Source organism: Lactococcus sp. AK05, assembly GCF_041026685.1.
Lineage (GTDB): Bacteria > Bacillota > Bacilli > Lactobacillales > Streptococcaceae > Lactococcus > Lactococcus lactis.
In genome coordinates, this window is record NZ_JBFTEI010000001.1 from 604,768 (window position 1) to 630,916 (window position 26,149).

Below are 26,149 nucleotides of genomic sequence, written 5' to 3' on the forward strand. Positions count from 1 at the left end.
ATATGACTAAGATCCTTTATATGGTCGTGCCATGTTACAATGAAGAACTGGTACTTGATGAAACTTCCGAACGTCTCAAGGCTAAATATGAACAATTGATTTCAAATAATATTATTAGTCCAAAAAGTAGAGTTGTCTATGTTAATGATGGTTCAAAAGATAAAACTTGGGAAAAAATTCAAGAAAAACATAATGAAAATCCGATGTTTAGTGGGATTAATCTCTCAAGAAATCGCGGACATCAAAATGCTTTGCTCGCTGGTTTAATGACCGTGAGAAATTTAGCAGATTGCGTTATTTCAATGGATGCAGATTTGCAAGATGATATTAATGCAATTGATGAAATGCTTGAAAAATTTGAAAATGAGAATTGTGATATCGTTTATGGTGTACGGGATAATCGGGACACTGATACAGTTTTCAAAAGAAGAACCGCTGGAGCTTTTTATAAATTAATGCAAGGTTTGGGGAGCCAAAGTGTTCCTAATCATGCTGATTTTCGTTTAATGAGTCGTCGTGCCCTTGACGGTTTAGCTCAATTTCCTGAACAAAATCTCTTCTTAAGAGGAATGGTTCCTTTGGTTGGCTATAAATCTGATATCGTTTACTATAAACGTGGAGAACGTTTTGCCGGTGAAAGTAAGTATCCTTTGAAAAAAATGATTAGTTTTGCGCTGGATGGAATTACTTCAACATCAGCTGCACCGATGCGTTTGATTTTTTGGATTGGTTTAGTTTGGTTTTTGCTAGCTATTGTAGGAGCAATTTATATTATTATTCGACATTTTATTAATGGTTCTGACGTTGCGGGTTGGGCTTCGACAATGTTGGCTATTGTTGGATTTGGTGGGGCTAATCTACTAGCTCTAGGTGTAATTGGTGAATATATCGGAAAAATCTTCTTGGAAGTTAAACAACGTCCTCGTTATTTGATTGAAGACTTCATTAACGAAGAATAAAAATGATAAATTATCATTAATTATTCAGAAAAACCGTATGGTTTTTTTGTTTTAGACTTGTTATAATGACCAAGTAAATAAAAAATTATGATTACATTTGCAATTAAAGAAAGGCGAGGTGCCGAATGAGCTACCATGTTTTGATTGTTGAAGACGAACCGAGTCTCTCTGATTATGTCAAAAAAGAGTTGATTTTTGAAGATTACCAAGTTTCAACCGCTTTTGATGGTCTTTCTGCTTTGGAAATATTTGAAACTGCTAAGCCTGCTATTGATGTTGTTTTGCTTGATTGGATGATTCCAAAATTAGATGGCTTAACAGTTTTACGTCGAATGAAAAAAATTCAGCCCGATACACCAATTATCTTCTTGACAGCGCGTGATTATATTGGAGATAAAGTTGCCGGTCTTGATGCGGGAGCAGATGATTATATTACTAAACCTTTTGAAATTGAGGAGCTATTGGCTCGGCTGAGGTTGATTTTTAGGAAATGGTCAAATTCTTCTTCCAAGGTCTATGAACTTGATTATTTAAAAGTTGATTTAAGTGCTCATACAACAGAAGTGGCTGGTCAAACAGTCAATTTGACTCAAAGAGAATTTTCTTTGTTAAGCTATTTTTTAGAACATCGTGGTATAGTGATAAGTCGAGCAGATATTTTGGATGATGTATGGGGCATGGATTTTGACGGTCAGGAAAATACCGTGGATGCTTATGTTCGCTACCTTCGTGCTAAAATTGATTTGCCAAATCATAAATCTCTCATTGAAACCGTTCGTGGTATAGGTTATCGTTTAAATAACGAAAACTGAGAGAGGAAAAGAGGTAGCCATGAATAAAGTGAAAAATAAAGAAGAATTATTAGATGTTAGTTTTAACACAATGCTTCTGGGTAAAAGTATTTTTGCTTTTGTTGAATTTATATCAGGTTTACTTTTAATCTTTGTTCCACTTGATTTAATTAAAGCAACTATTCACCATCTTGCACTGGCTATTTCTCTAAGCCCACTCTCTACGATGATTACAAGTGCAGGAGAAAGACTGACCAATGATGCTACTTTATTTGCTATTGTATATTTACTTTTACATGGTGCACTAAAGTTGGTGACGTTGGCTCTGCTCTGGAAAAAGATTCTATGGTCATACCCCTTATCAATATTACTTTTAGTTGGTTTTATTCTTTATCAAATCTTTGAATTTTTTAATCATGGATCAATTTCAATGCTCGTTTTATGTGCGGTTGACGTATTGATGATTATTTTAACCTTATTAGAATACCGTAAGTTAAAAACACATATTTCAAAAGAGCAATCATACTCTTCCTTAAAAAATAGTAAAGTAAATTAGTAAATGAAAGAAATAGAATCAAAAACAAGTGCCAAAATTATTACCGATACTTTTGTCCGTATTTTCTTAATTTTTAGTCTGTTGATTACAATCATTGTTTCCGGAATTGTTGCATTTACAAGTTTACAAATCCGTAAGAGTGAGGGAGCGGCACTTTTAAATTCCGTTCAAACGGCAGCAACTAATGGGCGAGTGAATTGGGACGAATTTAAACTTGATAGTGAAAAAGACGAAAAAGCTACATTTGTTCGACTGACAAGTCCTTCAGGTCAAAGAGAAGAGAGTCAAGGAACAACAAATTTTTTAAAATCACGAAAATCTTGGGGGAATTTTAGTCTATTAAGAGATGATATCTTTTTATATAGTTCAAAAACTTCTAAAAATGGAACCAAAGCCGAATTATGGTTGAATATAAATGTTGTAGTTAAATCAATGATTAGAGCTATATTGGTTATTATTGCTGTCATGATTTTTCTATTTTTCCTTGCTTTGATTTTAATTCAAAAAGCGGCCAGAACGATTAGTCAGCCTTTGACAGATATTGTGGTGGCAACTGATGGAAAGGATGTTAAACAAGTTCCTGTCAGTAAAAATCCACTTGAAGTTCATCAGTTAAGTCAAAGTTTCAATCGTTTGCTTAATCGACTGAATCAAAAAATTGAAAATGAGCAACAATTTGTTTCGGATGCTTCACATGAGCTAAGAACGCCAGTTGCTGCAATTCGTGGACATGTGAATTTACTCAAAAGACGTTGGCATGAACATCCAGAAATTGTTGATGAGTCACTTTCCTATATTGATGAAGAATCAATGAGAATGAAAGTTTTAATCGAGAATTTACTGACCATTTCTAGAGGAAATCATTTAGAAATGAAAAAAGAAAGAATTAACTTAAGTAAATTTACTGACAAAGTGGTCAGTGAAATTCAACCCGCGCTAAGACAAAAAATAAACTTTGATATCCAAACAGATTTATTTGTCAGCATAGATAAAATGGCGCTATACAAAATTATTATTATCTTTCTTGAAAATGCTGGAAAATATTCACCTTCCAACTCAGAAATTACAATAAATATTACTTTGGAAAATCATCAAGTTGATTTTCAGGTTGCTGACGAAGGCTTTGGCGTTCCAGAAGAAGAAAAAGATAATATTTTTGAACGATTTTATCGAATTGATAAATCTCGTTCAAGTGAAATTCCTGGAACAGGACTTGGTTTGGCAATTGCGAAGGAATATGCACAATTGAATGATGCCAAAGTCTTTGTTTCAAATAATTCTCCGAAAGGGTCAATTTTTCATCTCCTAATGGAGTCTATAGAAAACTAATTAATTATGAATAAAAAAATCTATTATATTTCGGGTGCTATTACCACCCTTGCCTTTTTAATTTTAGCGCTCTTTGTTAAAATTGATTTTACTCATGGTCCATTTCCTTTTGATCGGCCAATTCAAACTTGGGCTTTTCATTTACAAAGCTCCTCAGGACTCACTTACTTTTTCTCTCATATGACAAATATTTTTGGAGATAAAGGTGGAATAATTGTCGCAGTTCTACTTGCTTTGGTTTTATATCTTCTCTTTAAACAGAAAGAAGCGACAATCTGGTTTGCGGCAACAGTTGTTTTAAGCCTTGCTTTAAATACTGTTATTAAAGTAATTATTGGTCGAGAACGTCCTGATATTCATCGGTTAGCGGCTTTTGCAAATGAAGCTGGGAAAAGTTTTCCGAGCGGACATTCCATTTTTGCAACAATTATTTTTGGAAGTATTTTCTTTATCTGTCTAGGAAAACTTAAAAATCGTTCTTCTAAAATTTTATTAGGCATTTTATGTATTATATTAATTGCATTAGTAATGTTTTCAAGAATTTTTGTAGGGGTACATTATCCAAGTGATACAATAGGCGGATTTCTCGAAGGAATTAGTATTCTATTACTTACTTACCCCACATATATTAAGTATCAAGAAAAATCAAAAAAAACCAATTGATATCAATTGGTTTTTATTAATGCCGAAAATAAATTATACCAATTATCGTCTTTTTGAGTTTTATTAGAAGTTTTATACTTGACAACGACAAATAAGTGTAATATAATGCTATTTATAAATAAATATTAGAAAAATAATTAACTATACCAATTTTAACGGTGAGTTAAATGGAGCTTTATTATGTGTGGGATTGTTGGTGTTGTAGGTAGTAAAAATGCAACTGATATTTTGATGCAAGGACTAGAAAAACTTGAATATCGTGGTTATGATTCAGCAGGTATTTTTGTAAATGGTCAAGAAACAGCAGCAAAATTAGTTAAATCTGTCGGACGTATTGCAGACTTAAGAGGAAAGTTAGGGATTGATGTTTCAGGAACAACCGGCATTGGTCACACACGTTGGGCTACTCATGGTAAACCAACGGAAGACAATGCTCATCCACATACTTCAACATCAGGTCGCTTTATTTTAGTACATAATGGTGTGATTGAAAATTTTGTTGAACTTAAAAACGAATTTTTGATGAATGATACTTTTAAAGGACAAACCGATACTGAAATTGCGGTTCATTTAATTGCTAAATTTGCTGAAGAAGAAGGATTATCAACACTTGAAGCATTCAAAAAAGCTCTAAGCTTAATTCAAGGTTCTTATGCCTTTGCTCTTATGGATCGCGAAGATGCAGATGTGATTTATGTTGCCAAAAATAAATCACCATTATTAATCGGCCTTGGTGAAGGTTACAACATGGTCTGCTCAGATGCGATGGCGATGATTCGTGAAACGTCTGAATTTATGGAAATTCACGATAAAGAGCTTGTTGTGTTAACAAAAGATAATGTTACAGTTATGGATTACGAAGGTAATGTACTTTCACGTGAGTCATACACAGCTGAACTTGATTTATCTGACATTGGAAAAGGAACTTATCCTTTCTACATGCTCAAAGAAATTGATGAGCAACCAGCAGTTATGCGTAAACTCATTGCGACTTATGCAAATGAAGATGGAACAATGAAAGTTGATCAAGACATTATCAAAGGAATTCAAGAGGCTGATCGTATTTATATTATTGCCGCAGGAACGTCTTATCATGCAGGTTTTGGGGCAAAAATGATGCTTGAATCTTTGACAAATACACCGGTTGAACTTGGTCTTGCTTCAGAATGGGGCTATGATATGCCTTTGTTGAGTCAAAAACCATTCTTTATTTTCCTTTCACAGTCTGGTGAAACGGCTGACAGCCGTCAGGTTTTAGTAAAAGTAAATGAATTAGGACTTCCAAGCTTAACAGTTACAAATGTTCCCGGTTCTACTTTGTCACGCGAAGCAACTTATACAATGTTAATCGGTGCTGGACCAGAAATTGCAGTTGCTTCAACCAAAGCATATACAGGACAAATTGCAACTTTGGCTTTTCTTGCAAAGGCAGTTGGTGAGGCTGAAGGGGAAGTTAAAGCAAAAGAATTTGATTTAGTTAAAGAATTGTCTTTCGTTGCTCAATCAATTGAAGCCACTTTATCTGAAAAGGATGAAATTGCAGCAATTGTAGCTGACTTATTGCCAACTACTCGCAATGCCTTCTATATTGGTCGAAAACAAGATTATTATGTAGCAATGGAAGCTTCTCTCAAATTAAAAGAAATTTCTTATATTCAATGTGAAGGATTTGCTGCTGGAGAATTAAAACATGGAACGATTTCATTGATTGAAAAAGGAACTCCAGTACTTGCTTTAATTTCTAATAATGAAGAAGTAGCAGCTCATACTCGTGGAAATGTAATGGAAACAGTGGCTCGTGGAGCCTCAGCTATCACAATTGTTGAAGAAGGAGTGGCTCGTGAAGATGATACAATTGTTGTCAACCAAGTTCATCCTTATTTGTCAGCAATTTCAATGGTTATTCCAACACAATTAATTGCTTATTATGCTTCAATGCAACGTGGACTTGATGTTGATAAACCACGTAACTTGGCTAAAGCAGTAACAGTTGAATAAAAGTTACTGACAGAAATTTCTGTCAGTAAAATGATAACTAAAAATAAAAAGTTCTGAGATTCATCAGAACTTTTTTGGTTAATTAATCTTTTGTCAGTGACAAAGGCCAGATTTTTCCGTATATAATAGTATGTATGAACTAAGAGAAAATCCGTATCCGATGCAACCTAGGGAACGCTTAGAATTTTTAGGAGAAGAGTGCTTGTCTGATGTTGAGCTGTTAGCGATATTATTGCGAACAGGGACAAAAAAATACTCATCATTAAATTTGGCCTTGGAAATTCTTCAACATTTTGAAACTTTGGATAATTTGCGCAAAGCTTCGATTAATGAACTCAGAGAAATTTCAGGCATTGGACTGGCAAAATCCATTGAAATTCGAGCAATGATTGAATTTGGAAAAAGGATACAGACCACTAATAGAAAACGTTACGGTCAAGTTTTGAGTTCCAAAGAATATGGCTTGAGTCTTGCTTTTGAAATGCAAAATTTTGAGCAAGAGCATCTTGTGGCGACTTATTTAGATGGTCAAAATAGAATTATTGAAAAAAAGACAATTTTTATAGGGGCGGTTAATCAGGCAACTGCAAGCCCTAGAGAGATTCTTTATCATGCAATAAAAAATCTCTCAGTAGGACTGTTAGTTGCACATAATCATCCCTCAGGAAATTTACGACCCAGTCAGGCTGATAAAATATTTACTGACAAAATAAAAAAATCTTGTGAGGATGTGGGGATTAATTTTATTGACCATATTATTGTAGGGGCTGGTAATTATTTTAGTTTTCGGGAAGAAGAGATCAGAAAATGAAGGATTATATAACAAACAATCACTTCTCGACTATAAAGAAAAAGAACAGTCTATAAAAACTGTTCTTTTATTTTGTACTAATTTAGTTTTCTTGAGCTCCCATGAAAAATAGCAGTGTTTGCAACTCCTTAGTTAAATCAATTGATTGAACAACCACATCAGAAGGAACTTTCAAACGAATTGGGGCAAAGTTTAGGAAACCTTTGATACCAGCTTTGACTAGAGTGTCAACAACTTCTTGGGCGTTTTCTTTTCGAACAGAGAGAATTGCCGTTTTGATATCAGATTTCTTAACATTTTTTTCTAAATCAGAAATATTATAAATTGGAATTCCGTCATCTGTTTGTGTTCCAACTAAGGGATTACCAGAAATATCATAGGCTTGCGTAATTCTCATTTTATTTCTATCTTGGAATTGATAATGAAGTAATGCACGACCGAGATTTCCGACACCGATTAGAGCGATATGCGTTTCTTGGTCTTGTCCAAGAAGTTCTCCAAAGAAATCACGGAGCACTTTCGTTTCATAGCCATATCCACGTCGACCTAATTCACCAAATAAAGAGAAATCACGACGAATTGTGGCAGCATCTACTCCGATTTTTTCTGAAATAAGTTGTGAATTTGTGCGTGTCACATTTTCTTCTACAAGACTTTTGAACAGTCGATAGTACTGTGGCAGTCGTTTAGCAGTTGCTTTAGGCAAGCTTTTGCTTGGTTTATGATCAGTCATTGTTATACCTCAAAAATATAATTCGATTTTGTTAAAACTAGTTAATATTTAGTTTCTTTGTGATAATTTTATCAAAAATTTGTGAAATTATCAAACAAAAGGAATGGATTATTCAGTTAAAATGAGAAATTGATTACAATTCTAAAAAAATATTTATTTTATCCTTTTAATTAAGGCGCTTTCATGTTAGAATAGAAATATGAAAAAATAGATAGGGAGAAAATATGATTAAAATTTATCTTAGTGGTTCATGTTCATCTTGTAGAAAAGCTAAAAAATGGTTACGTAAACATCACATTGAATTTGAAGAAATTAATTTATCAAAAGATTTTATGGAAAAAGATGATTTAATCAAAATTTTATCCTTGACTGAAAACGGATTTGAGGATATAATTGCGACCCGAGGGAAAACATACGCATCTTTAAATTATAATTTCGATGAATTAGGACTAGAAAAAGCTTTTGAATTAATTCAGGAAAATCCACGTCTTCTAAAACGACCATTAATTTTTGACGAGGACTGTCTATTGATTGGTTTTAACGAGGATGGAATCAGAGCGTTTATTCCACCAGAAGTTAGGAGAATTGAATTGCGTGAAAGATTAATTTTAGTCTAATATTAATTTTATTTTAGCTTATCAGATTTGGTAAGCTTTTTAATTTCAAGAATTTGGAAGAACTACAAAAAGCTTGCCTTAAATGCTATAATAGAAGGACTGCTTTTCTATCATATGAAAAGGAAAAACGAAGTATTAAAAATATGCTTTGAGATTTAACGAAGAGGATAAATATCATGATTTTACTGCAAGGGAATGGAATTGCACGCACTTTTGGTGGCGATGTTTTATTTGAAAATATCAATTTTAGTTTACAAGACCATTCAAGAATTGCCCTAGTTGGCCGAAATGGAGCTGGTAAGTCAACCTTGCTTAAAATTATTGCTGGAGTTGAAGAAGCGAGTCGCGGAACTGTATCCAAGACCAAAGATTTGACAATGAATTATTTAGCGCAAGATACTGGGCTGAATTCCTCAAGGACAATATTTGCCGAAATGCTCTCTGTTTTTGATTCGCTTCGCCAAATGGAAAAACAATTGCGCCAGATGGAATTGCAAATGGGAGAACTTGCTGGGGATGAATTGACAGCTTTGATGAAACGTTACGATGCTTTATCAGAAGAATTTCGGATGAAAAATGGATTTACTTATGAATCTGAAATTAAGTCTGTCTTAAATGGTTTTCGCTTTGATGAAACAATGTGGGAAAGAGAAATTTCAAGTTTATCGGGGGGACAAAAAACACGTTTGGCTCTTGCTAAGATGTTACTTGAGAGACCACAACTTTTGATTTTGGATGAACCAACTAACCACTTGGATATTGAAACTTTAGCTTGGCTTGAAAATTACCTTAAAAATTACGAAGGTAGTTTATTAATTGTCAGTCATGACCGCTACTTTTTGGATAAAGTGGTTAATGAAGTCTTAGAATTATCTAGAGGAGAATTAACTCGTTTTTCTGGAAATTATTCTCGCTATGTTGAACAAAGAGAGCAAAAACTCTTGTTAGAACTCAAAAATTTTGAAAAACAACAAAAAGAAATTGCTAAATTAGAGGACTATGTTGCCAGAAATTTAGTTCGGGCTTCGACGACTAAAATGGCGCAATCGCGTCGTAAAAAGTTGGAGAAAATGGAGCGTTTAGACGCACCAACAAGTGATGATAAATCGGCCAATGTTACTTTTACTCCTGAAAAAACGTCTGGAAATGTTGTTTTAACCGTTTCAGAAGCAACGGTAGGTTATGAAGATAATCGTCTCTCTGGTCCGATTAACATTGACGAGCGTAAAGGTGAGTCCCTTGCTATTGTTGGACCAAATGGAGTAGGTAAGACAACATTGATTAAGTCAATTGTTGGACAGATTCCATTTTTAGCAGGTCAAGCAAAATTGGGTGCCAATGTTACTTTGGGATATTATGACCAAGAACAAGGAAGATTGACAGCTTCAAATACTGTCTTAGACGAATTATGGAATGAGCATCGCTTACTTAATGAAGTTGAAATTCGCAATATGCTCGGAGCTTTTCTTTTTAGTGGAGATGATGTAAAGAAAACGGTTGGGATGCTTTCTGGTGGTGAAAAAGCCCGTCTTTTACTTGCTAAATTAGCAATGGATCACGATAACTTTTTAGTTTTAGATGAACCAACCAATCACTTGGATATTGATTCACGTGAGGTCTTGGAGAATGCTTTGATTGATTTTCCAGGAACAATCTTGTTTGTTTCTCATGACCGCTATTTCATCAATAGAGTGGCTACCAAAGTTTTAGAAATTGCTCCCGAAGGAAGTACAGAATTTTTGGGAGATTATGATTATTATGTCGAGAAAAAAGAAGAAGTACAAGCTGAGAGTAATTCTTCAGAAAATGGGGAGCCGATAGAAAGTTTAGCTCAACAAGATTTTACAGCTCAGAAAGAAGCTCAAAAGAATCGACGTAAAGTAGAGCGCGAAATCAAGGCTTGTGAAGAGAAACTAGCCGATTTGGAAGCAAAAATTGCAGCTCTATTATTGGAAATGCAAGAAAATACCGCTGATTTTGTTAAATTAGGAGAATTACAAGCTGAAATTGACCTCTTTAATGATGAAAAAGATGAGATAGAAATGACTCTTTTGGAAGCGATGGAAGAATTGGAAAATTTGTAAGTGTTGTGAAGAGAATTTAGTGTAAATATGCTAAAACGCGAAGCTTGAAAGCTTTGCGTTTTTTTATCAAAAAATTCCGAGATTTCGGAAAAAGTCTTTTCGGACATTTTGATTTGATATAATCAGTTTAGAAAATGATTCATGAATAATGAGTGTCGCTCACTCAAATCAAGAAAGGAGAATTCTTATGTTAAATTTAAAATCAAAGGTATTGATTTCGAGCAGTTTGCTGCTGTTGATCGGTATTGGCTGGAGCACGGGAAGATTATTTGAAAAAACACCACAAGTTTTTAGTAAACCGACAATAAATTTGACAATTTCAAATTACTCAGAATTAAATCGGTCGGATAACCAAAACATTCAAGTTCTTGCGAATGTTGACAAAAAGCAAGCTACATCAGCTTTTGACAAAGCAGCTGGGCGAAGGGACACAGACACCCATGTTCAAAAATCAAGCAACGAAAAAGTGACGACAGTTTCGGAAAAGAATAATGGGGTAGTTGTTGCAGTTGAAACAACCAACACAAATACTAATGAAAGCAACACCTTAGTTAATGAAGGCAATAAATTGATTTTAACCAAGACCGTTTATAATACGGTAAGCAAAAAGTATGACACCAAAGTTGCGGAAGTCCCTTTAGGAGTCGGAAACTCAAACATCCAAACAGTGAAAGTAACCTATGGCTCATGGAAATACACGAATATTGCGATTGGGAAGAGTGCATTAGCTTTTGGATTGGGTAGGGCCTCAAGCCGCAGTCAGCAAGCTTGCGACTATTTTTAGAGTTAGTGCTAAAGTAGCCAACGGTTTTATTGCGGGACTCGCTTTGAATACGGCAGGTTTTGGGGATAGAATTGCAAACTATTTAGATAAAAATCATAATGGTTGGATTGGCCTGTATCAACGTTGGAAAAAGGATACTTCTTTCAAAAACGGGTTAGTCGCTCAAAATATCACATATACAGAATGGAAAACAGAATGATATGGAAAAAAAACACCTTATTACATCTCTATTCGGGATTGCTGGGGCGATTTTCGTCCCCAGATTGGCTGCACTTCCAAAAGTTTTATCTGGAAGCCATACGATTGAAATTACCGCATCTAACCTGAGCTACACCTTTTTCGGCGTCTTAGTACTTGCCCTGCTAACAGGAGCAATCAGAAAACAAGAACGCATTTTGACGACTTTCATTAGTCTTGTTATCTTTGGGCTTCCGCTCCTCATCCTCTGGCAACAAAAAGTGGTCTTGAATATCAATGTACTCGTTTGGGGTCTACTTGTTCTTTTGGGTATTGTGCTAGTCGCAGTTTGGATGAGACAAATGATTCAAGACGATAAGAATCAATAAAGAACAGAAAAAATGCAAATCTATATTTTAATGAAACACCCTCAGAAAGCCTGCACTTTGTGATGTGCAGGCTTTTTTATCTGTCCTGAATTTTGAGACACAAGAAATTACGCAATTAGCTACAAAACATCTTGCGTAAACAAAAAGAAGTTAGTTGGCACACTTAGGCAAGAATATTGAATCCAGAATACCCTTTTCTAAGTAATAAGAAAGGGATTTTATAACTTGAATTTATAATTTAACTGCAACAAAAAAAGATAATTTATGAAATCCAGTATAATAAGTTTTGTTAGACTATTGAAAACTGCAGAAATTATGAATAATCCTTATACTCATCTTACAATATTTGACCGTGAAAAGATATATTTGTGGTATTCACAAAAAATTTCACTAGGAGAAATTGCTCATCAATTGAACCGGAGTGCAAATTTCCATCAAGGATTTCTGATAAAATTTCGAGTGTGAATTTTCCTTTTAAGACATCTATTACTTTTCGAGCAGGGCAACTTCGTTTTGTGACAATTTTGTTTTTATCCAATTTGGAATCAAAAATTGCAGCTCTATTATTGGAAATGCAAGAAAATACCGCTGATTTTGTTAAATTAGGAGAATTACAAGCTGAAATTGACCTCTTTAATGATGAAAAAGATGAGATAGAGATGACTCTTTTAGAAGCGATAGAAGAATTGGAAAATTTGTAAGTATTATGAAGAGAATTTAGTGTAAATATGCTAAAATGCGAAGCTTGAAAGCTTTGCGTTTTTTTATTTCGTAATCTAAAAATCCTATATTTAAATAAAGCGAAACAATTATTGCTTTTTTGTTAAAAAGTAGTACAATTTAATCAAAATAAATTGAAATGCTGGAATGTGTAATGGTAAAAAACAATAAAACACTCTCTTTGATGGGAGAAATTTTCTATGATTTACGAACACAACGAAACTTTAGATTAACTGACTTTGAAAAAGTAGGTTTGTCAAAATCATCACTTTCAGATTTTGAAAGTGGAAAGTCTATTCTTAGATTTGATAAATTAGATGCAGCTTTAGAATTAATGCATATTGAGGTTTCTGAGTTTGAATATTTTTTTAACAATTACCATTCTGATTATTTTGTTGAGATTTGTGATGAAATTGAAGATGCGAATTATATGCAAGATACTGTAAAATTAAAAGCGATTAATAGTGAAGCTGGAAAATATGATAATGAACAAGGAAATCGAATGATATTTCTAGCGACTCAAAATTTGCTTTATGGATTGACAGAGCGAGAAGAAGTTGAAGTTACTGATTTAATGTTTAATATCGAAGTTTGGTCATATTTTGAGTTAAGTATTCTTTCGTTTGTTGTAGAACACTTGAATACCCGTTTGACTCTCTCTTTGATGAAAGACTTTTGGAAAGAAAATTTGCACTATCTCAAAGTTAAAAAATATCGGGAAAAAATTGTCCAAATTGTTTGCCGAGCAGCTGTAAAGTATATTAGTGAGAATAAATTTTCCATTGCTCAAAAACTCTTGGAAGATGTTAATATTGCTTTAATACCTTATAAAAAGGATTTATTTTGCCGTAATATGTCTCGCTTTACTCTTGGCTTATTGCTTCATCAATCAGGCAAAACTTCCGAGGGGAAAGCTAAAATGGAGAGTTCTATCCGTCTTTTTGATGAATTGGGTTTGCCAGAGATGAAGGCTTATTATCAAAAAATATTTGATGAATCTGTAAAAAACTAGTGGGATATAAAAGGGATTTGAGTTCCCTTTTTATTTTTTATAAAAAATTTTTCCGAGATTTCGGAAAAGGCCTTTTGGGGCATTTTGATTTGATATAATCATTTTAGAAAATGATTCATGAATCTTGAGTGTTGTTCACTCAGAATGGTAAAAGGAGGGTTAAAAATCTTGAAAGAAAGACGTTTTTTATAGCAGCTATGTTTATCTTTTGAGATTTGCATAGCATTTCAAAAAGGAGAAAAATAATGAACAATTTTAAAGCAAAAGGATGTATCCTTACAAGTATTGGTTTATTGGCATTGATTGGTCCTATGATTAAATCATGCGCAGATGATGTGTCTGTTCCAAATATGGATACTTCTTTACTTATTCCACAATCTTATGTAGTAACAAATGGTCAAAAAAGTTTGGATAATGTGTTGAATAAAGTTTCCGATAATATTGATGTAGACAGTGTCGACCAGTCTATTCAACTTTCAGAACCAAATCAGCTTGTTAAAGATTTTTCTCAGGTAGACATTGATAATATTAATGCTTTGTCAGCAAGCCAGGGTTTGCCAGCGAATTTAACTAAAGAGAGCGTAGTACAAACGATTGATAATCAAATCAATAAATTGAACAAACAAATTCAAGAAGGTCAACTGGAAGTGCAAGATGATGGACAATTAATAGATACTTCAGATTCTGATTTTTATGTTCAAGGTGGGTCAACAAAAGATATAACCTATTGGTGGGGACGCGCACGCTACAAAAGTACCGCAAATGCTAATAAGTGGGCTGCACAATTAAATGGATTAGCAGCTGGGAATACAGCTACGGCAGTTGTAGCTGGAGTGGTGCTAGGAGGCGTAGGGGCGGTTCCAAATGGTTTAACAGCTGCCTACTCTTGGGGATTGGCTAACAGTATTTCTTATCATAATAGTTTGAACAATCGTGGAATTGTGGCAAATATAACTTGGGTTTTTGCCTATAGTATTCACTCACAATGATTAGGAAGGAGTTTGCTATGAAAAAGTCAAAAGAAATGAAAATATATTTACTTTTTCTTTTCACAATATTCTTTGTGAGTGTAATTTTTAGTTTACGTTATCTTTTTCATATTATTCCAGAAAGCGCGGTAACGATTATTTTATTTCTTGCTTTGCCTATAATACTTTGGGTGAGAAAAAAGGTAGTCATTTCAGAAGATAATATTCCAAAAAGTCTTACAATAGGTGTGTTCATTTTATCTGGGATAATACTTTGTTGTGCAATCTATATTATCTTTTGGATTTAGCTGGCATATCAAGTAATTGTGTTAAAAATTGATGATGAAGTTACTAACTATGTTTAAAAAAAACTTAAGGGTAGCAGGAGGGAAGAAAATGGCAAAAAAATCAAAGTTTATGTTTGTAATTTCGATTTTTGCAACTATCATTTTCTTTCTTTTGGTAGTTGTAAATCAAAATGAAATTGATGATAAGAAAGAAAAAAATATTGAGATATTCCAATCTTGGCAATATGAGTTTATAGATTATCAAAAGGTGCATCAACTTTCAAAGGGAACGGGTCAAAAAATTGCTTTGATAGATAGTGGGATTTCGTCAAATGACAAAGCAATTGATTCAATCTCGTTAATTGGTCAAAATATGATTGATGAAAATGGACACGGGAGTATGATGTATTCTCTGATTAAAGGAGTTCCTAACAAATTGATAGGAATCAGTCCAGGTGTTTCTATCATTTCTATTAAAGTAATGGGAGCTGACGGGGCGATAAGTTCTCAACTTATTGCTAAAGCAATTGAAAAAGCAAAAAATCAAGGAGCGACGGTGATTAATTTGAGTATTGGGAGCACCAAAAATAATTCAGATATTACTAGAGCAATCAATGATTCTATAAAGTCAGGGATAAGTGTTGTTGCAGCAGCGGGCGATTATGATAGTGATAAAATGATGTTTCCTGCTAATTTATCTAATGTTATTTCTGTAGGAGCAATTGATAAAAATTCACAAATTTTATCGCTTGTAAGTGGTAAGAATAAGGCAGTTATTAATGCTCCAGGGAGTGATGTCATGGTTCAGGGAGTAGCTAATAAAATATTTCAATCTTCAGGAACATCTCAAGCTACTGCTTTGGTTTCAGGTTATGTTTCCTTGCTTCGCGAGCGAGCTGTGTCGAGTCATAAAATTTTAACGAATCAACAATTAATTCAAATTTTGAAGTCAATAAACGATAAGGAGGAATCTTATTATTCTGCATTAGAAAAGCTAAAATAGTTTTAGTGATGGGGCCCCTACTGATTTAATTGCAATTATTTTCTCTAGATTTGGGATGGCAATGAAGGAGGTTTATGATGAAAATAAATAACAAGAAAAGATTTGTTGCTATAGCTCTCGTTCGTACAATTTTATTTTTAGGTGGTGCTATTCTGATTAACAATTCCGATAAATGGAGCATTGGTTATATTTTAGGGTTTGTAATTGCACTGTGTGTTTTAGTTTCAACTTTCTTTGATAAAAGTTTGAAAAAATAATCAAGATTTCAGTGGAGGAAATTTAATGAAAAAATTTATATTTTTAGCAGATATTATCTTAAGATTTCTTTTTATGGTTTTGGCTTGGTATGTTTATACAAACTATTCGGCTGATAATATAATGAAATGGGTTGGCTTGTCTATGGTTGCATTCAATATTATTACAATGTTTTTTGATTCCAATTACCATAAATCGAAAAAATAAGACTTGCAAATCTGGCTCAAGTTTGTTAAACTAATAAGCAATATAACTTTTAAACTAGTCCAGAGAGGCTAGCAAGGTTGAAATCAGGAAAAATTGATTCTATTTTAATGACAGGATTTTCTGTCAGTAAAAGTGAATTTGTTTTGATACTTTTTACACTTGCTAGGATTCTTGGCAAGTGTTTTTTATTGCTGACAACTACCAGGATTGGGTTGCACTTTATCCATGCTCGCTACGGTAGTTCTGTCAGTTCAATATGACCAAAGGGAATTATTGAATCGGTAGATAAATGAACTGTCAGCTTTGCTGATGGTTCTGTCAGTAAACTAGAAGGAGAAATTATGTCAATATCAAAAGCCATTGCTGCAGATTTATTGGAAATTAAAGCGGTCAGTCTCTCACCAAGTCAACCTTTTACTTGGGCTTCAGGAATTAAGTCACCGATATATACTGATAATCGGGTGACCTTAGCTTATCCAGAAGTTAGAAGCCAAATCGAAGGTGCTTTTGCAGAATTGATTAAAGCGGAATTTCCAGAAGTTGAAGTCATTGCAGGAACTGCTACAGCAGGAATTCCTCATGGTGCAATTATTGCTGACTATCTTAAATTACCATTTGCTTATATTCGTAGCAAACCAAAAGACCATGGAGCAGGAAATCAGGTTGAGGGACGTGTGGCAAAAGGCCAAAAAATGGTTGTGGTTGAAGATTTGATTTCGACTGGTGGTTCAGTTTTAGAAGCTGTTGCAGCCGCAGAACGTGAAGGTGCTGATGTTCTTGGTGTGGTTGCAATTTTCACTTATGAATTAGAAAAAGCGAACAGTAAATTTGCTGAGGCTGGTGTCAAATTATCCACATTGACAACTTATTCTGAGTTGATTGAAATTGCTAAAGAAACGGGTTATGTGACAAAAGGAGAATTAGAATTACTTAAAAAGTTCAAAGAAAATCAAGAAACTTGGCAAAATTAATTTACTGACAGAAATTCAAAGAGCTTGTCAGTAAATAATTAGGTTCAGGAATAGCTGTCAGTTCAATGCGACCAAAGGGAGACATTGAATCGGAGGATAAATGAACAAGTCAGCAAAGCTGAGTGTTCTGTCAGTAATTTATGAAAGGAAGAAAATGACTTTATTAATTAAAAATGGACGACTTGTTGACCCCAAATCAAATCGAGATGAAGTGTTAGATATTCTGATTGAAAATGACAAGATAGTAAAAATCGGCTTAAATTTGTCAGTAGAAAATGCAGAAATTGTTGATGCAAGGGGATTAGTCGTTGCCCCTGGTTTAATTGATGTTCATGTTCATTTTCGTGAACCAGGACAAACACATAAAGAAACGATTCATAGCGGTGCAAAATCGGCTGCGGCTGGTGGTTTTACAAGAGTAGTTATGATGGCAAATACAAAACCTATTTTATCTACGCCAAAAGTACTGACAGAAACTTTAGAAATTGCTGACAAAGAAGATATTAAGATTGATGCAGTTGGGTCAATTACGCAAGATTTTGATGGAGAGCATTTAGCAGATTTTGATGAACTCATTAAAGCAGGAGCAATCGGCTTTTCTGATGATGGTATTCCACTGACAAATGCTGGAGTCTTACGTAAAGCTCTGCAAAAAGCGAAATTAACTGACAGCCTGCTTTCAATTCATGAAGAAGATCCAAATTTGATTGGAACTTTAGGAGTGAATGATGGCGAAGTGGCTCATAAATGTGGCTTCACAGGGGCACCGACTGTTTCAGAATACAGCATGATGGCGCGTGATACTATGATTGCTTACGAAACAGGCGCTCGCTTGCACATTCAACATTTATCAGCTGGAGAATCTGTTGAAGTGGTGCGATTTGCCAAAAATTTAGGAGCAAAAATCACAGCAGAAGTGACTCCACAACATTTTTCGATTACAGAACAAATGATTTTTGAGCAGGGTACAAATGCTAAACTCAACCCACCATTGCGTAGGACTACTGATATCGGTAAAATAATTGAGGGATTGAAAGATGGAACGATTGATGTCATCGCCACAGACCATGCCCCTCATACTCATGAAGAGAAAAATGTCAGCCTTGATAAGGCACCTTCAGGAATGATTGGATTAGAAACTTCATTGCAACTTGGCTTGACAAACTTAGTCGCAAAAGGCCATTTGACACTCAGTGAATTACTGACAAAAATGACCGTTAATCCAGCTAAACTTTATAATTTTGATGCAGGTTACCTCGCAGAAAATGGACCAGCTGACCTCGTCATTTTTGATGCTGAAAAGCAGTATCAGGTCGGCGAAACATTTGACTCCAAAGCGACCAATTCTCCATTTATTAAACAGAAAGTTCAAGGGCAAGTCAAATATACAATATGTGATGGAAAAATAGTCTATCAAGCGAAATAATAAAAAAAGGACCTAAGAAATTAATTTTCATAGGTCCTTTTTTTGTGTTACTTTACATCAGTATAAAGAACCGTTGTAGAGTAAGTCATTAAGTGAGTGGATAATTTCTAAATTATCTTTGATTGATTTTTCATTTTCTACTTTTTGAGTAATTTTTTCTGTTTGTGTTTTCATTGTTTATTTCCTTTCAAATGTTCTTTTGTTTATAAGTATAGTATATCAAGGATTTGCTTGCTAAATTCTTACAAAAATGTAATTGAAGAAAATAAGCAAGTGCTTTTAGATTAATTGAATTGTGTAATAAATTAAAATTTAAAGTTTCAACTATATAGATACACTGAATAATAAGAAGTATGTCACTTATATTTAAGATAATTCCATTTCTCATAGTTAACAAAGTTGCATGAGTCAAATATAGAAGCATAAATTTATAAATGTCAAACTCCAAGCAAAATATATTTATCAAAAAAACATCATAGTTTTGATGTTCAATACAGCGTTTCCTCCTATATTTCATTGGAGTCATACCTTTTAATTTATTATATACCAGAGGATGAGATCATCTACATTTCGAAGCAAGTTCTGCTTATTTTCAGGAATATTAATTCCTAATGATTCACTCTTTAAATGTGAAAAAGAAATTTTTACAACAGGGATTGGCATAAAAGTTTCCTTTATGCGAATATGAATTATCACATTATGCGTATAAAGTTTTTTTGATATAAATACAGTTGTTGTACTGGAGGCCTAGGTCAGAGTGCAGGGGCACAAAAATTCTCCATATCTCGCTTAGAAGTTTTTTTATTAATGAAGCTAAGTGAATCGGGTAATTAATATTTAAAATACGACAGAGCATAACCAGCATGAGTTCGAGTCGTAGCCTATAGTTGGCTTGTATTCTTACTTGGGGTTTTGCATGAAGATAGAACCCGCTTTTTTTAAGATGAGGGCTTTCCTCATCTAACTTTAAGTTCTTTAAACTACTTTCACTCTATTACACTTGGAGAAAAAATGTAAAACAAGGCTTCAATCTTTAAATTACAAAAAGAAATTGATGATTTGTATATATAATTTATTATTATGAAATTTAGTTTACATATGAGACGTCATTTAAAATTGGACTCAAAACTGACACGAATTATTAGTTAATATATTATTTGTAAATAGATATTTATTGATTATCGATAAATATTATGGCAAAATATGTAGTGTATTATTGGTATATACTCTCTCTATGATATTGATATTTTACAAAATTCCAACCGTTCTTAACTCTCAAGGATAGCGTTCTGTGCCTAAAAAGACACGAATGTGTATAGGAAATAAGTTTTAAATATTGTATTCTAATTACATATTTAGATTAACTCATGGGTATTTAAAATTAAGTATAGAAGGTGTTTTTTAGTCTAGAATAATATAAGCTGATAGACTAAAACTTGTAGATGGTAAAAAATGATTGATAAACGTTATGGAGTGATTTTTAGACAAATAAGAGAACAAAAACAACTATCTTTATCATATTTTGAAAAGTACGGGGTATTAAAATCAAATTTGGCTAGATTTGAACGTGGAGAAACAATGATGGGATTTGAAAGGGTAGTATCTATGCTTCAAGTAATGAACATAACCTTATCAGATTATGAATTATTTTTTAATTACTATCTACCAGATTATCAAGAGCATTTTCTTGTAGAATTAGAAAAAGCCGCATTCTCTTTAGATGACATGAAATGTAAAAAATTATTTGATGAAATTGATCATTCTGAAAATAGACTTTTAGCACTCACTGCTAAAGCAAAGTTTGATAAGCTCGACCAATATGAAATTGAAGAAATTCTGGAATATTTATATCGAGTTAAATATTGGGGTTATTTTGAGTTATCTCTTAATTATGATGTTGCAGAATACATAAGTATTGTGGAAATAAAGGATCTTATAAATATCTTCGAAAAAAAAAACAAGTTATTTTTCTGATGTTACAAAGTATCGTAGAAAAATACATCAAATTGTCTACAAAATAATATTAAAACTTTGCCTTAATGGAGATGAGAAGTTTGCTAATGAATTATTAAAATCTACAAAGAGACCAGAAAGAGAAAGAATTGATTTTTATATATCAACGTTACGAAAACTAACAAAAGGATGTGTTAGCTATTGTTTTAAAAGTGAGCAAGATGGTCTCCTAGAAATTAACCAATCTTTAAATCTTTTAGAGGAGTTAGGGAATGCACAACTGAAGCAATACTATTTAGAACAGGTAAAGCCAATTTTAATGTCAAAAAATATAAATTTTATCAATCATAAATTCGGTGTCTTAAAGGACACGAATAGGGATGGTGGAAATAAGTAGCATGTTGTATTATAAATAATATAGAAATAAAAATGTAATGAGTATTATAACACAAAATGTTTAAATTTAATTTGGAAAAAAAGGAGGAATTGATGATAAGTAACGAATACAGTTATTTTATGAGACGATTAGATACACTAAAAGTATCGTCAAACAAATCGTACAATGAGATAGAAAAAGATTTAGGATATCCTAGAAATGCATTGAGCAATTATAAAAATGGTTCTGTACCATCTGGAGCGAGATTGTTAGAATTAGCAAATTACTTTGGAGTGTCTCCAGAGTATCTACTCGGCGAAAAATCACGAAAAGATATTACATTGTTATTCGAAAGTCTTGAACCAGCCCAGAAACATGAAATGGTAATTTTATGTCAGAAATGGATACTATCAAATTTAAAATACTAATTCTTACAAGTTGATAGACACACTGGAACAGAAATACTATAAACTTTAAAAGTAATCAAATATATTAATAGATGAGAGCTAAAGAAAAACACAATCAGTAAAATCTTTCGATACTAACATAGCTTTACTCTCATATGTTATAAAAATTAATTAATCGATTCTCAGCATAGAAGTTGGATATATAAGGAATATTTTAGTTGTTTGCCTAGTCATTGTAGTTAAACTAACTTGAAAGTGACAATACAATAGTATTTCAAATAAAACTTAATACTTTAATGTCTCTTCCTACAATAATTTTTGGAAGATTTAATGGTTCACAGTCTGCAAATAGGAAATTACCATAAACGATGATAATAGTTCATTAATTGTTGCTGAATTAGATGTAAGATTAGGAATATTTGAGTTACTTGAAAGCTTCCTTATTACAAAAAGAGAAGCAATTAACATAAGGAAATAAGCAACCTAGAATAGCATAGCTATTAAATTATATTTATTTCATAATAATATTTCTACAGAAATAAGTGCAAGTCTTAGAGAAAGAGAAAGTCTTAAGTAGATTTATCTTGATGATAATCAAATTTATGAGAAACTTCTTAACTAATTTTTTAACATGTCAGGTTAAGAAATGTTAGGCGACAATCGCTATAAATAAGGGAAATAATAGAAAATAGCTATTAATTGAGATGTTGCTTCAATGAGTAATCTAATTATTTAACTTCTCCATAGAAAAATGATCCTATTCCAAAAAAATTAACAGTGGAATAGGATCATTTTTTTAAAATATATTGGTGGAACATAAATGAGCTAAGATATGAATTAGAAATTTAATTGAACATGTAAATGTAGAACCTGAAAGATGTAAATAGGTATTTCTGTATTAAGTTTATCTAAACAACACACTGTAGTAATAACAACTATCATTGTTAAGATTGGCAATATAAATAAGTAATTTATATTAATTATTTTTGGGATACTATCTATTATAATAATTTTAGTTTTTATATATAGATGTTTTCCGGATATTTCCTTGTTATAACGAAAAATAAAACGTCGGGTGAAGATAGAGTGTTTTAAAGCATTGAATAAGGATAATGTATAGAACTACCTAGAAATAAAAATAAGTAAAAAAGAACAAAGTAAGGTAAAGTTTTTTCAATATAAAAAAAGGTATATTCACGATATACAATCCCTGCCTGACAAAATGTATTTAGTAACGTTTTTAACTAAGTTTTAGCTGAAACGCATTGAGCATTATTGAGGATATAATTTAATAGATATCACAAAAATACATTTTGGGAAACGTATTGAACCATAATGACGCGATATGCTATAATAGTTCTATGAATTATTACGATGAATATAGCAAAGGTCATCTTGTCTTACCAAATGTGTTTTTAGCACATTTTAGTAAGCTTTTCCCTTCTGCTTTTGATTTTTTGATTTGGTTATACTTTTTTGAAAATCAAGATATTGCACCTAGTGAAATTGCTGAAAAAACAGGTAAAAAATTATCGGAGGTCAATCAGGCCATTGATAATCTGTCCAAATTTGGAGCAATGAAGGTGACTTTAATTGAAATTGATGGAGAAATGGAAACTTTCTTTGATATTAGCCCAGCCTTTAAGCACTTAGATGAAATTTTGGGTGGTGCTGTTGTTAGTTCAACTCTAGAGGATGAAAAAGTTCAGGAAGAGGGGCAACTTAAAGAATTAGTTAGCATGTTTGAAGCAGAAATGGGCATGATTTCTCCTGTACAAATGGAAGAATTGAGAGCTTGGCTGTTTGAAGATGGTTATGACTTTTCGTTGATTAAACAAGCTTTGCGTGAAGCAGTCCTCAATCGTAAGGTATCTTTAAATTACATTAAAGCTATTTTACGAAATTGGAAAAATGATGGGGTGAATTCTCTTCAAGCGATTGAGAGTCGACAAATGGAACGCGAAGAAGCTAAGAGAAAGAAACCACAAGAAGATTTTTATATTCCTTTGGATGGACCATGGAATAGTTAATAGAGATAATGGACGTGCACGATGTTAAGTAAAAAAAGATATCTTGAAGCTTTAGAAATTATTGAAGACATGTTCCCGCAAGCTCACGGAGAATTAGAGTGGGAAACTCCTTTTCAACTATTGATTGCGACGATTTTATCTGCCCAAGCAACTGACAAAGGAGTTAATAAGGCGACGCCGGCTCTTTTTGCCGCTTTTCCAGATGCACAAACAATGTCACAGGCAAAAGTGGAAGAAATTGAGAAGCTGATTCGGACAATTGGTCTTTACAAGACTAAAGCTAAAAATATTTTACGGACATCACAGATGTTAGTGACCGACTTTGGGGACCTTTTGCCTGATTTGCCAAAGGATAAAAAGGTTTTACAAACTTTACCGGGGGTGGGTCGAAAAACAGCAAATGTTGTTTTAGCAGAAGCTTACGGAATTCCGGGGATTGCAGTTGATACACATGTTGAACGAGTTTCTAAACGTTTGGATATCGTTCCCCAAAAAGCAACAGTTTTAGAAGTTGAAGAAAAGTTGATGAAGCTAATTCCGCAAGAAAAATGGGTACAAGCACATCACCATCTCATTTTCTTTGGGCGTTATCATTGTACAGCCAAAAAGCCGAAATGTGCAGACTGTCCTGTTTTAGATTATTGTAAATTTGGAAAGAAATATTTAAAAAATGAATGAAATTAAACTTTCAAAACGTTTGAAAGCAGTAGCTGACTATGTTGATAATGGAGCAAGACTTGCTGATATCGGCTCAGACCATGCTTATTTACCAACTTATTTGATGCAAAAATTGGTGATTGATTTTGCGGTAGCGGGAGAAGTGGTTAAAGGGCCTTTTGAAATTGCTAAAAATCATGTAGAAGAAGCTGATTTAAGTGATCGGATTGTGGTTCGATTGGCCAATGGCTTAGGTGCTATTGAAAATACTGACAAGATTGATACAATCGTGATTGCTGGTATGGGAGGAATATTAATTTCCGAAATTTTAGAGGCAGGTAAAGAAAAGTTAGACCATGTTAAACGTTTGATTTTGCAGCCTAATAATCATGAGGAAAGTCTCCGTCAGTGGTTAGTGAATTATCAATTTGTCATTAAAAAAGAAGAGATTTTATTGGAGGCAGGTAAGTTTTACGAGATTATCGTTGCCGAACCAGTCTCAAAATTAATGACAGAAAAGTTGTCAGTAAATGATTTAACATTTGGCCCTTTTTTATCTAAAGAAAAATCAACTGTTTTTCAACAAAAATGGCAAAAGGAATTAAATACTTTGAATAAAATTATTGCTCGTTTGCCTGAAGAACAAGCCGAAAAACGTCAAGAGGTTTTAAATCAAATTGCGAGAATTGAGGAAGTACTTCGATGAAAATTTCTGATTTTATGCTTGAATACGAAAAATTTTGCCCCAAAGAATTGGCTGTTGAAGGTGATCCTGTAGGTTTACAAGTTGGGAACCCAAACGATGAACTAACAAAAGTTTTGGTAACCTTGGATATTCGTGAGCAAACAGTGACAGAAGCAAAAGCGCTGGGTGTGAATCTGATTATTGCTAAACATCCTTTGATTTTCCGCCCCCTTTCTGCATTGACTTCAATGAATGATCAGGAAAAATTAGTTTTGGATTTGGCGCGAGCTGGAATTGCTGTTTATACCAGCCATACAAATATTGATGTGGTTACTGGTGGTTTAAATGATTATTTCAGTCAGTTACTTGGAATGACTGATATTGAAGTGCTAGATGACGAAGAAGGATTGGGACGTGTTGGAAATATTGAACTGACAGAATTATCAGTGCTGACAGAAAAAGTGAAAGCAGCATTTGGGTTAGATAGATTACGTCTTATCACTTATGATCATAATTTGACTCAAAAAATTGGAAGAATTGCAATTTGTGGTGGTTCAGGTGGAAAATTATGGCCTAAAGCTTTGGAAAAAAAGGCAGATATTTACATAACAGGAGATATTTATTATCATGTTGGTCATGATATGCTTTCAGCTGGTTTATTAGGAATAGACCCTGGTCACTATATTGAGCATGCTTTTATTGGATTAGTTGCTGACAAGCTTCGTTCTTTTGATATGGGTGTCAAGATTTATGAAAGCCAAGAAAAGACAAATCCATTTTATGACATATAAAAAAGACCCTCTTGGAGGGTCTTTTTTGGTTGGAACTAATTAGCTAGCTTTTTGTTTACCACGGAAGTCAACGATTAAAAGGTTAGGGCTGAGCAATTCAGCTGTACTACGCAATTCAATCAAATTATATGAAGGATTGATTTTGGTAGACATTTCATCTTGGAAGAAGTAAGAACCATAGCCTTTATAATAAATTGGTCCAAATTCAGAATCAATACTTGCATCAAAGACTTCAGGAACGTTTCCTTTTTCTACGGCAACAATACGATAGCGAGAAATTCCACCAGCACAAGCGTCAACTTCAGTATTGACTTCACTTAAAGTATGGTCAAAATCAAAAACTAAATCAGCATCACCAAATGCTTTAATTTTATCAGCTGTTTTTTCATCAAATGTAATTTTCATCTTATTACCTCCACTATATATATATCAAGAGATGACTTGTAAATTCATCTATTTGTTATCTTTTTATACTTATATTATAACGCTAAAAAGTTCAGTAGGGAACAA

The 26,149-nt window shown here is 33.3% G+C and carries 32 protein-coding genes; 29 read left to right on the forward strand and 3 right to left on the reverse strand.

Features of this window, described 5'->3' with window-relative positions; genetic code table 11:
* Positions 1–2 precede the first annotated feature (2 nt).
* The 7 genes from AB6B24_RS02895 (at position 3) to radC (ending at position 7,107) form a co-directional block, all read left to right on the forward strand.
* Complete coding sequence (locus tag AB6B24_RS02895; protein ID WP_153241393.1) at positions 3–959, forward strand: glycosyltransferase family 2 protein; 957 nt, start codon at positions 3–5, stop codon at positions 957–959.
* Between the two features lie 125 nt (positions 960–1,084).
* Entirely contained in the window at positions 1,085–1,771 is a 687-nt protein-coding gene (locus tag AB6B24_RS02900) for a response regulator transcription factor (RefSeq protein WP_311805068.1), read from the forward strand.
* Between the two features lie 19 nt (positions 1,772–1,790).
* Positions 1,791–2,306, forward strand: coding sequence for a DUF2127 domain-containing protein (locus AB6B24_RS02905; protein ID WP_311802556.1), 516 nt, complete (start codon positions 1,791–1,793; stop codon positions 2,304–2,306).
* A gap of 3 nt (positions 2,307–2,309) precedes the next feature.
* Positions 2,310–3,635, forward strand: coding sequence for a HAMP domain-containing sensor histidine kinase (locus AB6B24_RS02910; RefSeq protein ID WP_311802557.1), 1,326 nt, complete (start codon positions 2,310–2,312; stop codon positions 3,633–3,635).
* Positions 3,636–3,641: 6 nt separating this feature from the next.
* Positions 3,642–4,298 carry a phosphatase PAP2 family protein gene (locus AB6B24_RS02915; protein WP_021722533.1) on the forward strand — a complete coding sequence of 219 codons (657 nt, stop codon included), beginning with the start codon at positions 3,642–3,644 and terminating at the stop codon, positions 4,296–4,298.
* A 180-nt stretch (positions 4,299–4,478) separates the two neighbouring features.
* The gene (glmS, locus tag AB6B24_RS02920) at positions 4,479–6,296 is read left to right on the forward strand and encodes a glutamine--fructose-6-phosphate transaminase (isomerizing) (protein ID WP_311802559.1); all 1,818 of its coding nucleotides are present in this window, start codon (positions 4,479–4,481) and stop codon (positions 6,294–6,296) included.
* 130 nt (positions 6,297–6,426) lie between these two features.
* Positions 6,427–7,107 (forward strand): DNA repair protein RadC, encoded by a 681-nt coding sequence (gene radC, locus AB6B24_RS02925; protein ID WP_058203697.1) that lies wholly within the window; start codon positions 6,427–6,429, stop codon positions 7,105–7,107.
* Positions 7,108–7,189: 82 nt separating this feature from the next.
* On the opposite strand, the gene AB6B24_RS02930 is transcribed toward radC, so the two are convergent.
* Positions 7,190–7,840: a redox-sensing transcriptional repressor Rex gene (locus AB6B24_RS02930; protein ID WP_021464703.1), complete on the reverse strand. Its 651-nt coding sequence runs from the start codon at positions 7,838–7,840 to the stop codon at positions 7,190–7,192.
* A 224-nt stretch (positions 7,841–8,064) separates the two neighbouring features.
* On the opposite strand from AB6B24_RS02930, the gene AB6B24_RS02935 reads away from it, so the two are divergent.
* From AB6B24_RS02935 to AB6B24_RS02995, 13 genes are all read left to right on the forward strand, one after another.
* Complete coding sequence (locus tag AB6B24_RS02935; protein WP_023189358.1) at positions 8,065–8,457, forward strand: Spx/MgsR family RNA polymerase-binding regulatory protein; 393 nt, start codon at positions 8,065–8,067, stop codon at positions 8,455–8,457.
* A 176-nt stretch (positions 8,458–8,633) separates the two neighbouring features.
* Complete coding sequence (locus tag AB6B24_RS02940) at positions 8,634–10,541, forward strand: ABC-F family ATP-binding cassette domain-containing protein (protein WP_038601273.1); 1,908 nt, start codon at positions 8,634–8,636, stop codon at positions 10,539–10,541.
* Positions 10,542–10,728: 187 nt separating this feature from the next.
* Entirely contained in the window at positions 10,729–11,325 is a 597-nt protein-coding gene (locus AB6B24_RS02945) for a hypothetical protein (protein ID WP_230317928.1), read from the forward strand.
* Positions 11,273–11,524: a hypothetical protein gene (locus AB6B24_RS02950; protein ID WP_230317927.1), complete on the forward strand. Its 252-nt coding sequence runs from the start codon at positions 11,273–11,275 to the stop codon at positions 11,522–11,524. Before AB6B24_RS02945 ends, AB6B24_RS02950 begins: the two co-directional genes overlap by 53 nt.
* Positions 11,525–11,588: 64 nt before the next feature.
* On the forward strand, positions 11,589–11,891 hold the full coding sequence (locus tag AB6B24_RS02955) for a hypothetical protein (protein ID WP_238991086.1): 303 nt from the start codon (positions 11,589–11,591) through the stop codon (positions 11,889–11,891).
* 315 nt (positions 11,892–12,206) lie between these two features.
* Positions 12,207–12,356 carry a helix-turn-helix domain-containing protein gene (locus AB6B24_RS02960; protein ID WP_311806643.1) on the forward strand — a complete coding sequence of 50 codons (150 nt, stop codon included), beginning with the start codon at positions 12,207–12,209 and terminating at the stop codon, positions 12,354–12,356.
* Between the two features lie 50 nt (positions 12,357–12,406).
* The gene (locus AB6B24_RS02965) at positions 12,407–12,592 is read left to right on the forward strand and encodes a hypothetical protein (protein WP_195935543.1); all 186 of its coding nucleotides are present in this window, start codon (positions 12,407–12,409) and stop codon (positions 12,590–12,592) included.
* 173 nt (positions 12,593–12,765) lie between these two features.
* Positions 12,766–13,623, forward strand: coding sequence for an XRE/MutR family transcriptional regulator (locus AB6B24_RS02970; RefSeq protein ID WP_369164142.1), 858 nt, complete (start codon positions 12,766–12,768; stop codon positions 13,621–13,623).
* 245 nt (positions 13,624–13,868) lie between these two features.
* Positions 13,869–14,612, forward strand: a complete 744-nt coding sequence (locus AB6B24_RS02975) for a hypothetical protein (protein ID WP_195935409.1) — start codon at positions 13,869–13,871, stop codon at positions 14,610–14,612.
* 17 nt (positions 14,613–14,629) lie between these two features.
* On the forward strand, positions 14,630–14,899 hold the full coding sequence (locus AB6B24_RS02980) for a hypothetical protein (protein ID WP_311802566.1): 270 nt from the start codon (positions 14,630–14,632) through the stop codon (positions 14,897–14,899).
* A gap of 88 nt (positions 14,900–14,987) precedes the next feature.
* Positions 14,988–15,881: a S8 family serine peptidase gene (locus AB6B24_RS02985; protein ID WP_052772641.1), complete on the forward strand. Its 894-nt coding sequence runs from the start codon at positions 14,988–14,990 to the stop codon at positions 15,879–15,881.
* Positions 15,882–15,955: 74 nt separating this feature from the next.
* Positions 15,956–16,138 carry a hypothetical protein gene (locus tag AB6B24_RS02990; protein ID WP_311802567.1) on the forward strand — a complete coding sequence of 61 codons (183 nt, stop codon included), beginning with the start codon at positions 15,956–15,958 and terminating at the stop codon, positions 16,136–16,138.
* Between the two features lie 25 nt (positions 16,139–16,163).
* Positions 16,164–16,343, forward strand: coding sequence for a hypothetical protein (locus tag AB6B24_RS02995; protein WP_311802568.1), 180 nt, complete (start codon positions 16,164–16,166; stop codon positions 16,341–16,343).
* A 232-nt stretch (positions 16,344–16,575) separates the two neighbouring features.
* Here AB6B24_RS02995 and AB6B24_RS03000 read toward each other — a convergent pair whose 3' ends face one another.
* Positions 16,576–16,704 carry a hypothetical protein gene (locus AB6B24_RS03000; protein ID WP_262981968.1) on the reverse strand — a complete coding sequence of 43 codons (129 nt, stop codon included), beginning with the start codon at positions 16,702–16,704 and terminating at the stop codon, positions 16,576–16,578.
* On the opposite strand from AB6B24_RS03000, the gene pyrE reads away from it, so the two are divergent.
* The 9 genes from pyrE to AB6B24_RS03045 all read left to right on the forward strand — a co-directional run bounded on the left by pyrE (position 16,685) and on the right by AB6B24_RS03045 (position 25,639).
* Positions 16,685–17,314, forward strand: a complete 630-nt coding sequence (gene pyrE / locus AB6B24_RS03005; protein ID WP_311802571.1) for an orotate phosphoribosyltransferase — start codon at positions 16,685–16,687, stop codon at positions 17,312–17,314. The genes AB6B24_RS03000 and pyrE overlap by 20 nt on opposite strands.
* Positions 17,315–17,468: 154 nt before the next feature.
* Entirely contained in the window at positions 17,469–18,740 is a 1,272-nt protein-coding gene (locus tag AB6B24_RS03010) for a dihydroorotase (protein WP_311802646.1), read from the forward strand.
* A gap of 1,452 nt (positions 18,741–20,192) precedes the next feature.
* On the forward strand, positions 20,193–20,714 hold the full coding sequence (locus AB6B24_RS03015; protein ID WP_369164145.1) for a hypothetical protein: 522 nt from the start codon (positions 20,193–20,195) through the stop codon (positions 20,712–20,714).
* 31 nt (positions 20,715–20,745) lie between these two features.
* A complete protein-coding gene (locus AB6B24_RS03020) occupies positions 20,746–21,090 on the forward strand; it encodes a hypothetical protein (RefSeq protein WP_369164219.1) in 345 nt (114 codons plus the stop codon).
* A gap of 119 nt (positions 21,091–21,209) precedes the next feature.
* Entirely contained in the window at positions 21,210–21,497 is a 288-nt protein-coding gene (locus tag AB6B24_RS03025; RefSeq protein WP_230317958.1) for a helix-turn-helix transcriptional regulator, read from the forward strand.
* 1,340 nt (positions 21,498–22,837) lie between these two features.
* Positions 22,838–23,506 (forward strand): DnaD domain-containing protein, encoded by a 669-nt coding sequence (locus tag AB6B24_RS03030; protein ID WP_153241403.1) that lies wholly within the window; start codon positions 22,838–22,840, stop codon positions 23,504–23,506.
* Between the two features lie 21 nt (positions 23,507–23,527).
* On the forward strand, positions 23,528–24,184 hold the full coding sequence (gene nth / locus AB6B24_RS03035; RefSeq protein WP_012897695.1) for an endonuclease III: 657 nt from the start codon (positions 23,528–23,530) through the stop codon (positions 24,182–24,184).
* Positions 24,177–24,869 (forward strand): tRNA (adenine(22)-N(1))-methyltransferase TrmK, encoded by a 693-nt coding sequence (locus AB6B24_RS03040; protein ID WP_311802572.1) that lies wholly within the window; start codon positions 24,177–24,179, stop codon positions 24,867–24,869. The genes nth and AB6B24_RS03040 overlap by 8 nt, the downstream gene beginning before the upstream one ends.
* Positions 24,866–25,639, forward strand: coding sequence for a Nif3-like dinuclear metal center hexameric protein (locus AB6B24_RS03045; protein WP_259770959.1), 774 nt, complete (start codon positions 24,866–24,868; stop codon positions 25,637–25,639). Before AB6B24_RS03040 ends, AB6B24_RS03045 begins: the two co-directional genes overlap by 4 nt.
* Positions 25,640–25,678: 39 nt before the next feature.
* Here the strand turns inward: AB6B24_RS03045 and AB6B24_RS03050 are convergent, their stop codons facing one another.
* On the reverse strand, positions 25,679–26,044 hold the full coding sequence (locus AB6B24_RS03050; protein WP_311802573.1) for an iron-sulfur cluster biosynthesis family protein: 366 nt from the start codon (positions 26,042–26,044) through the stop codon (positions 25,679–25,681).
* Between the last annotated feature and the right edge of the window lie 105 nt (positions 26,045–26,149).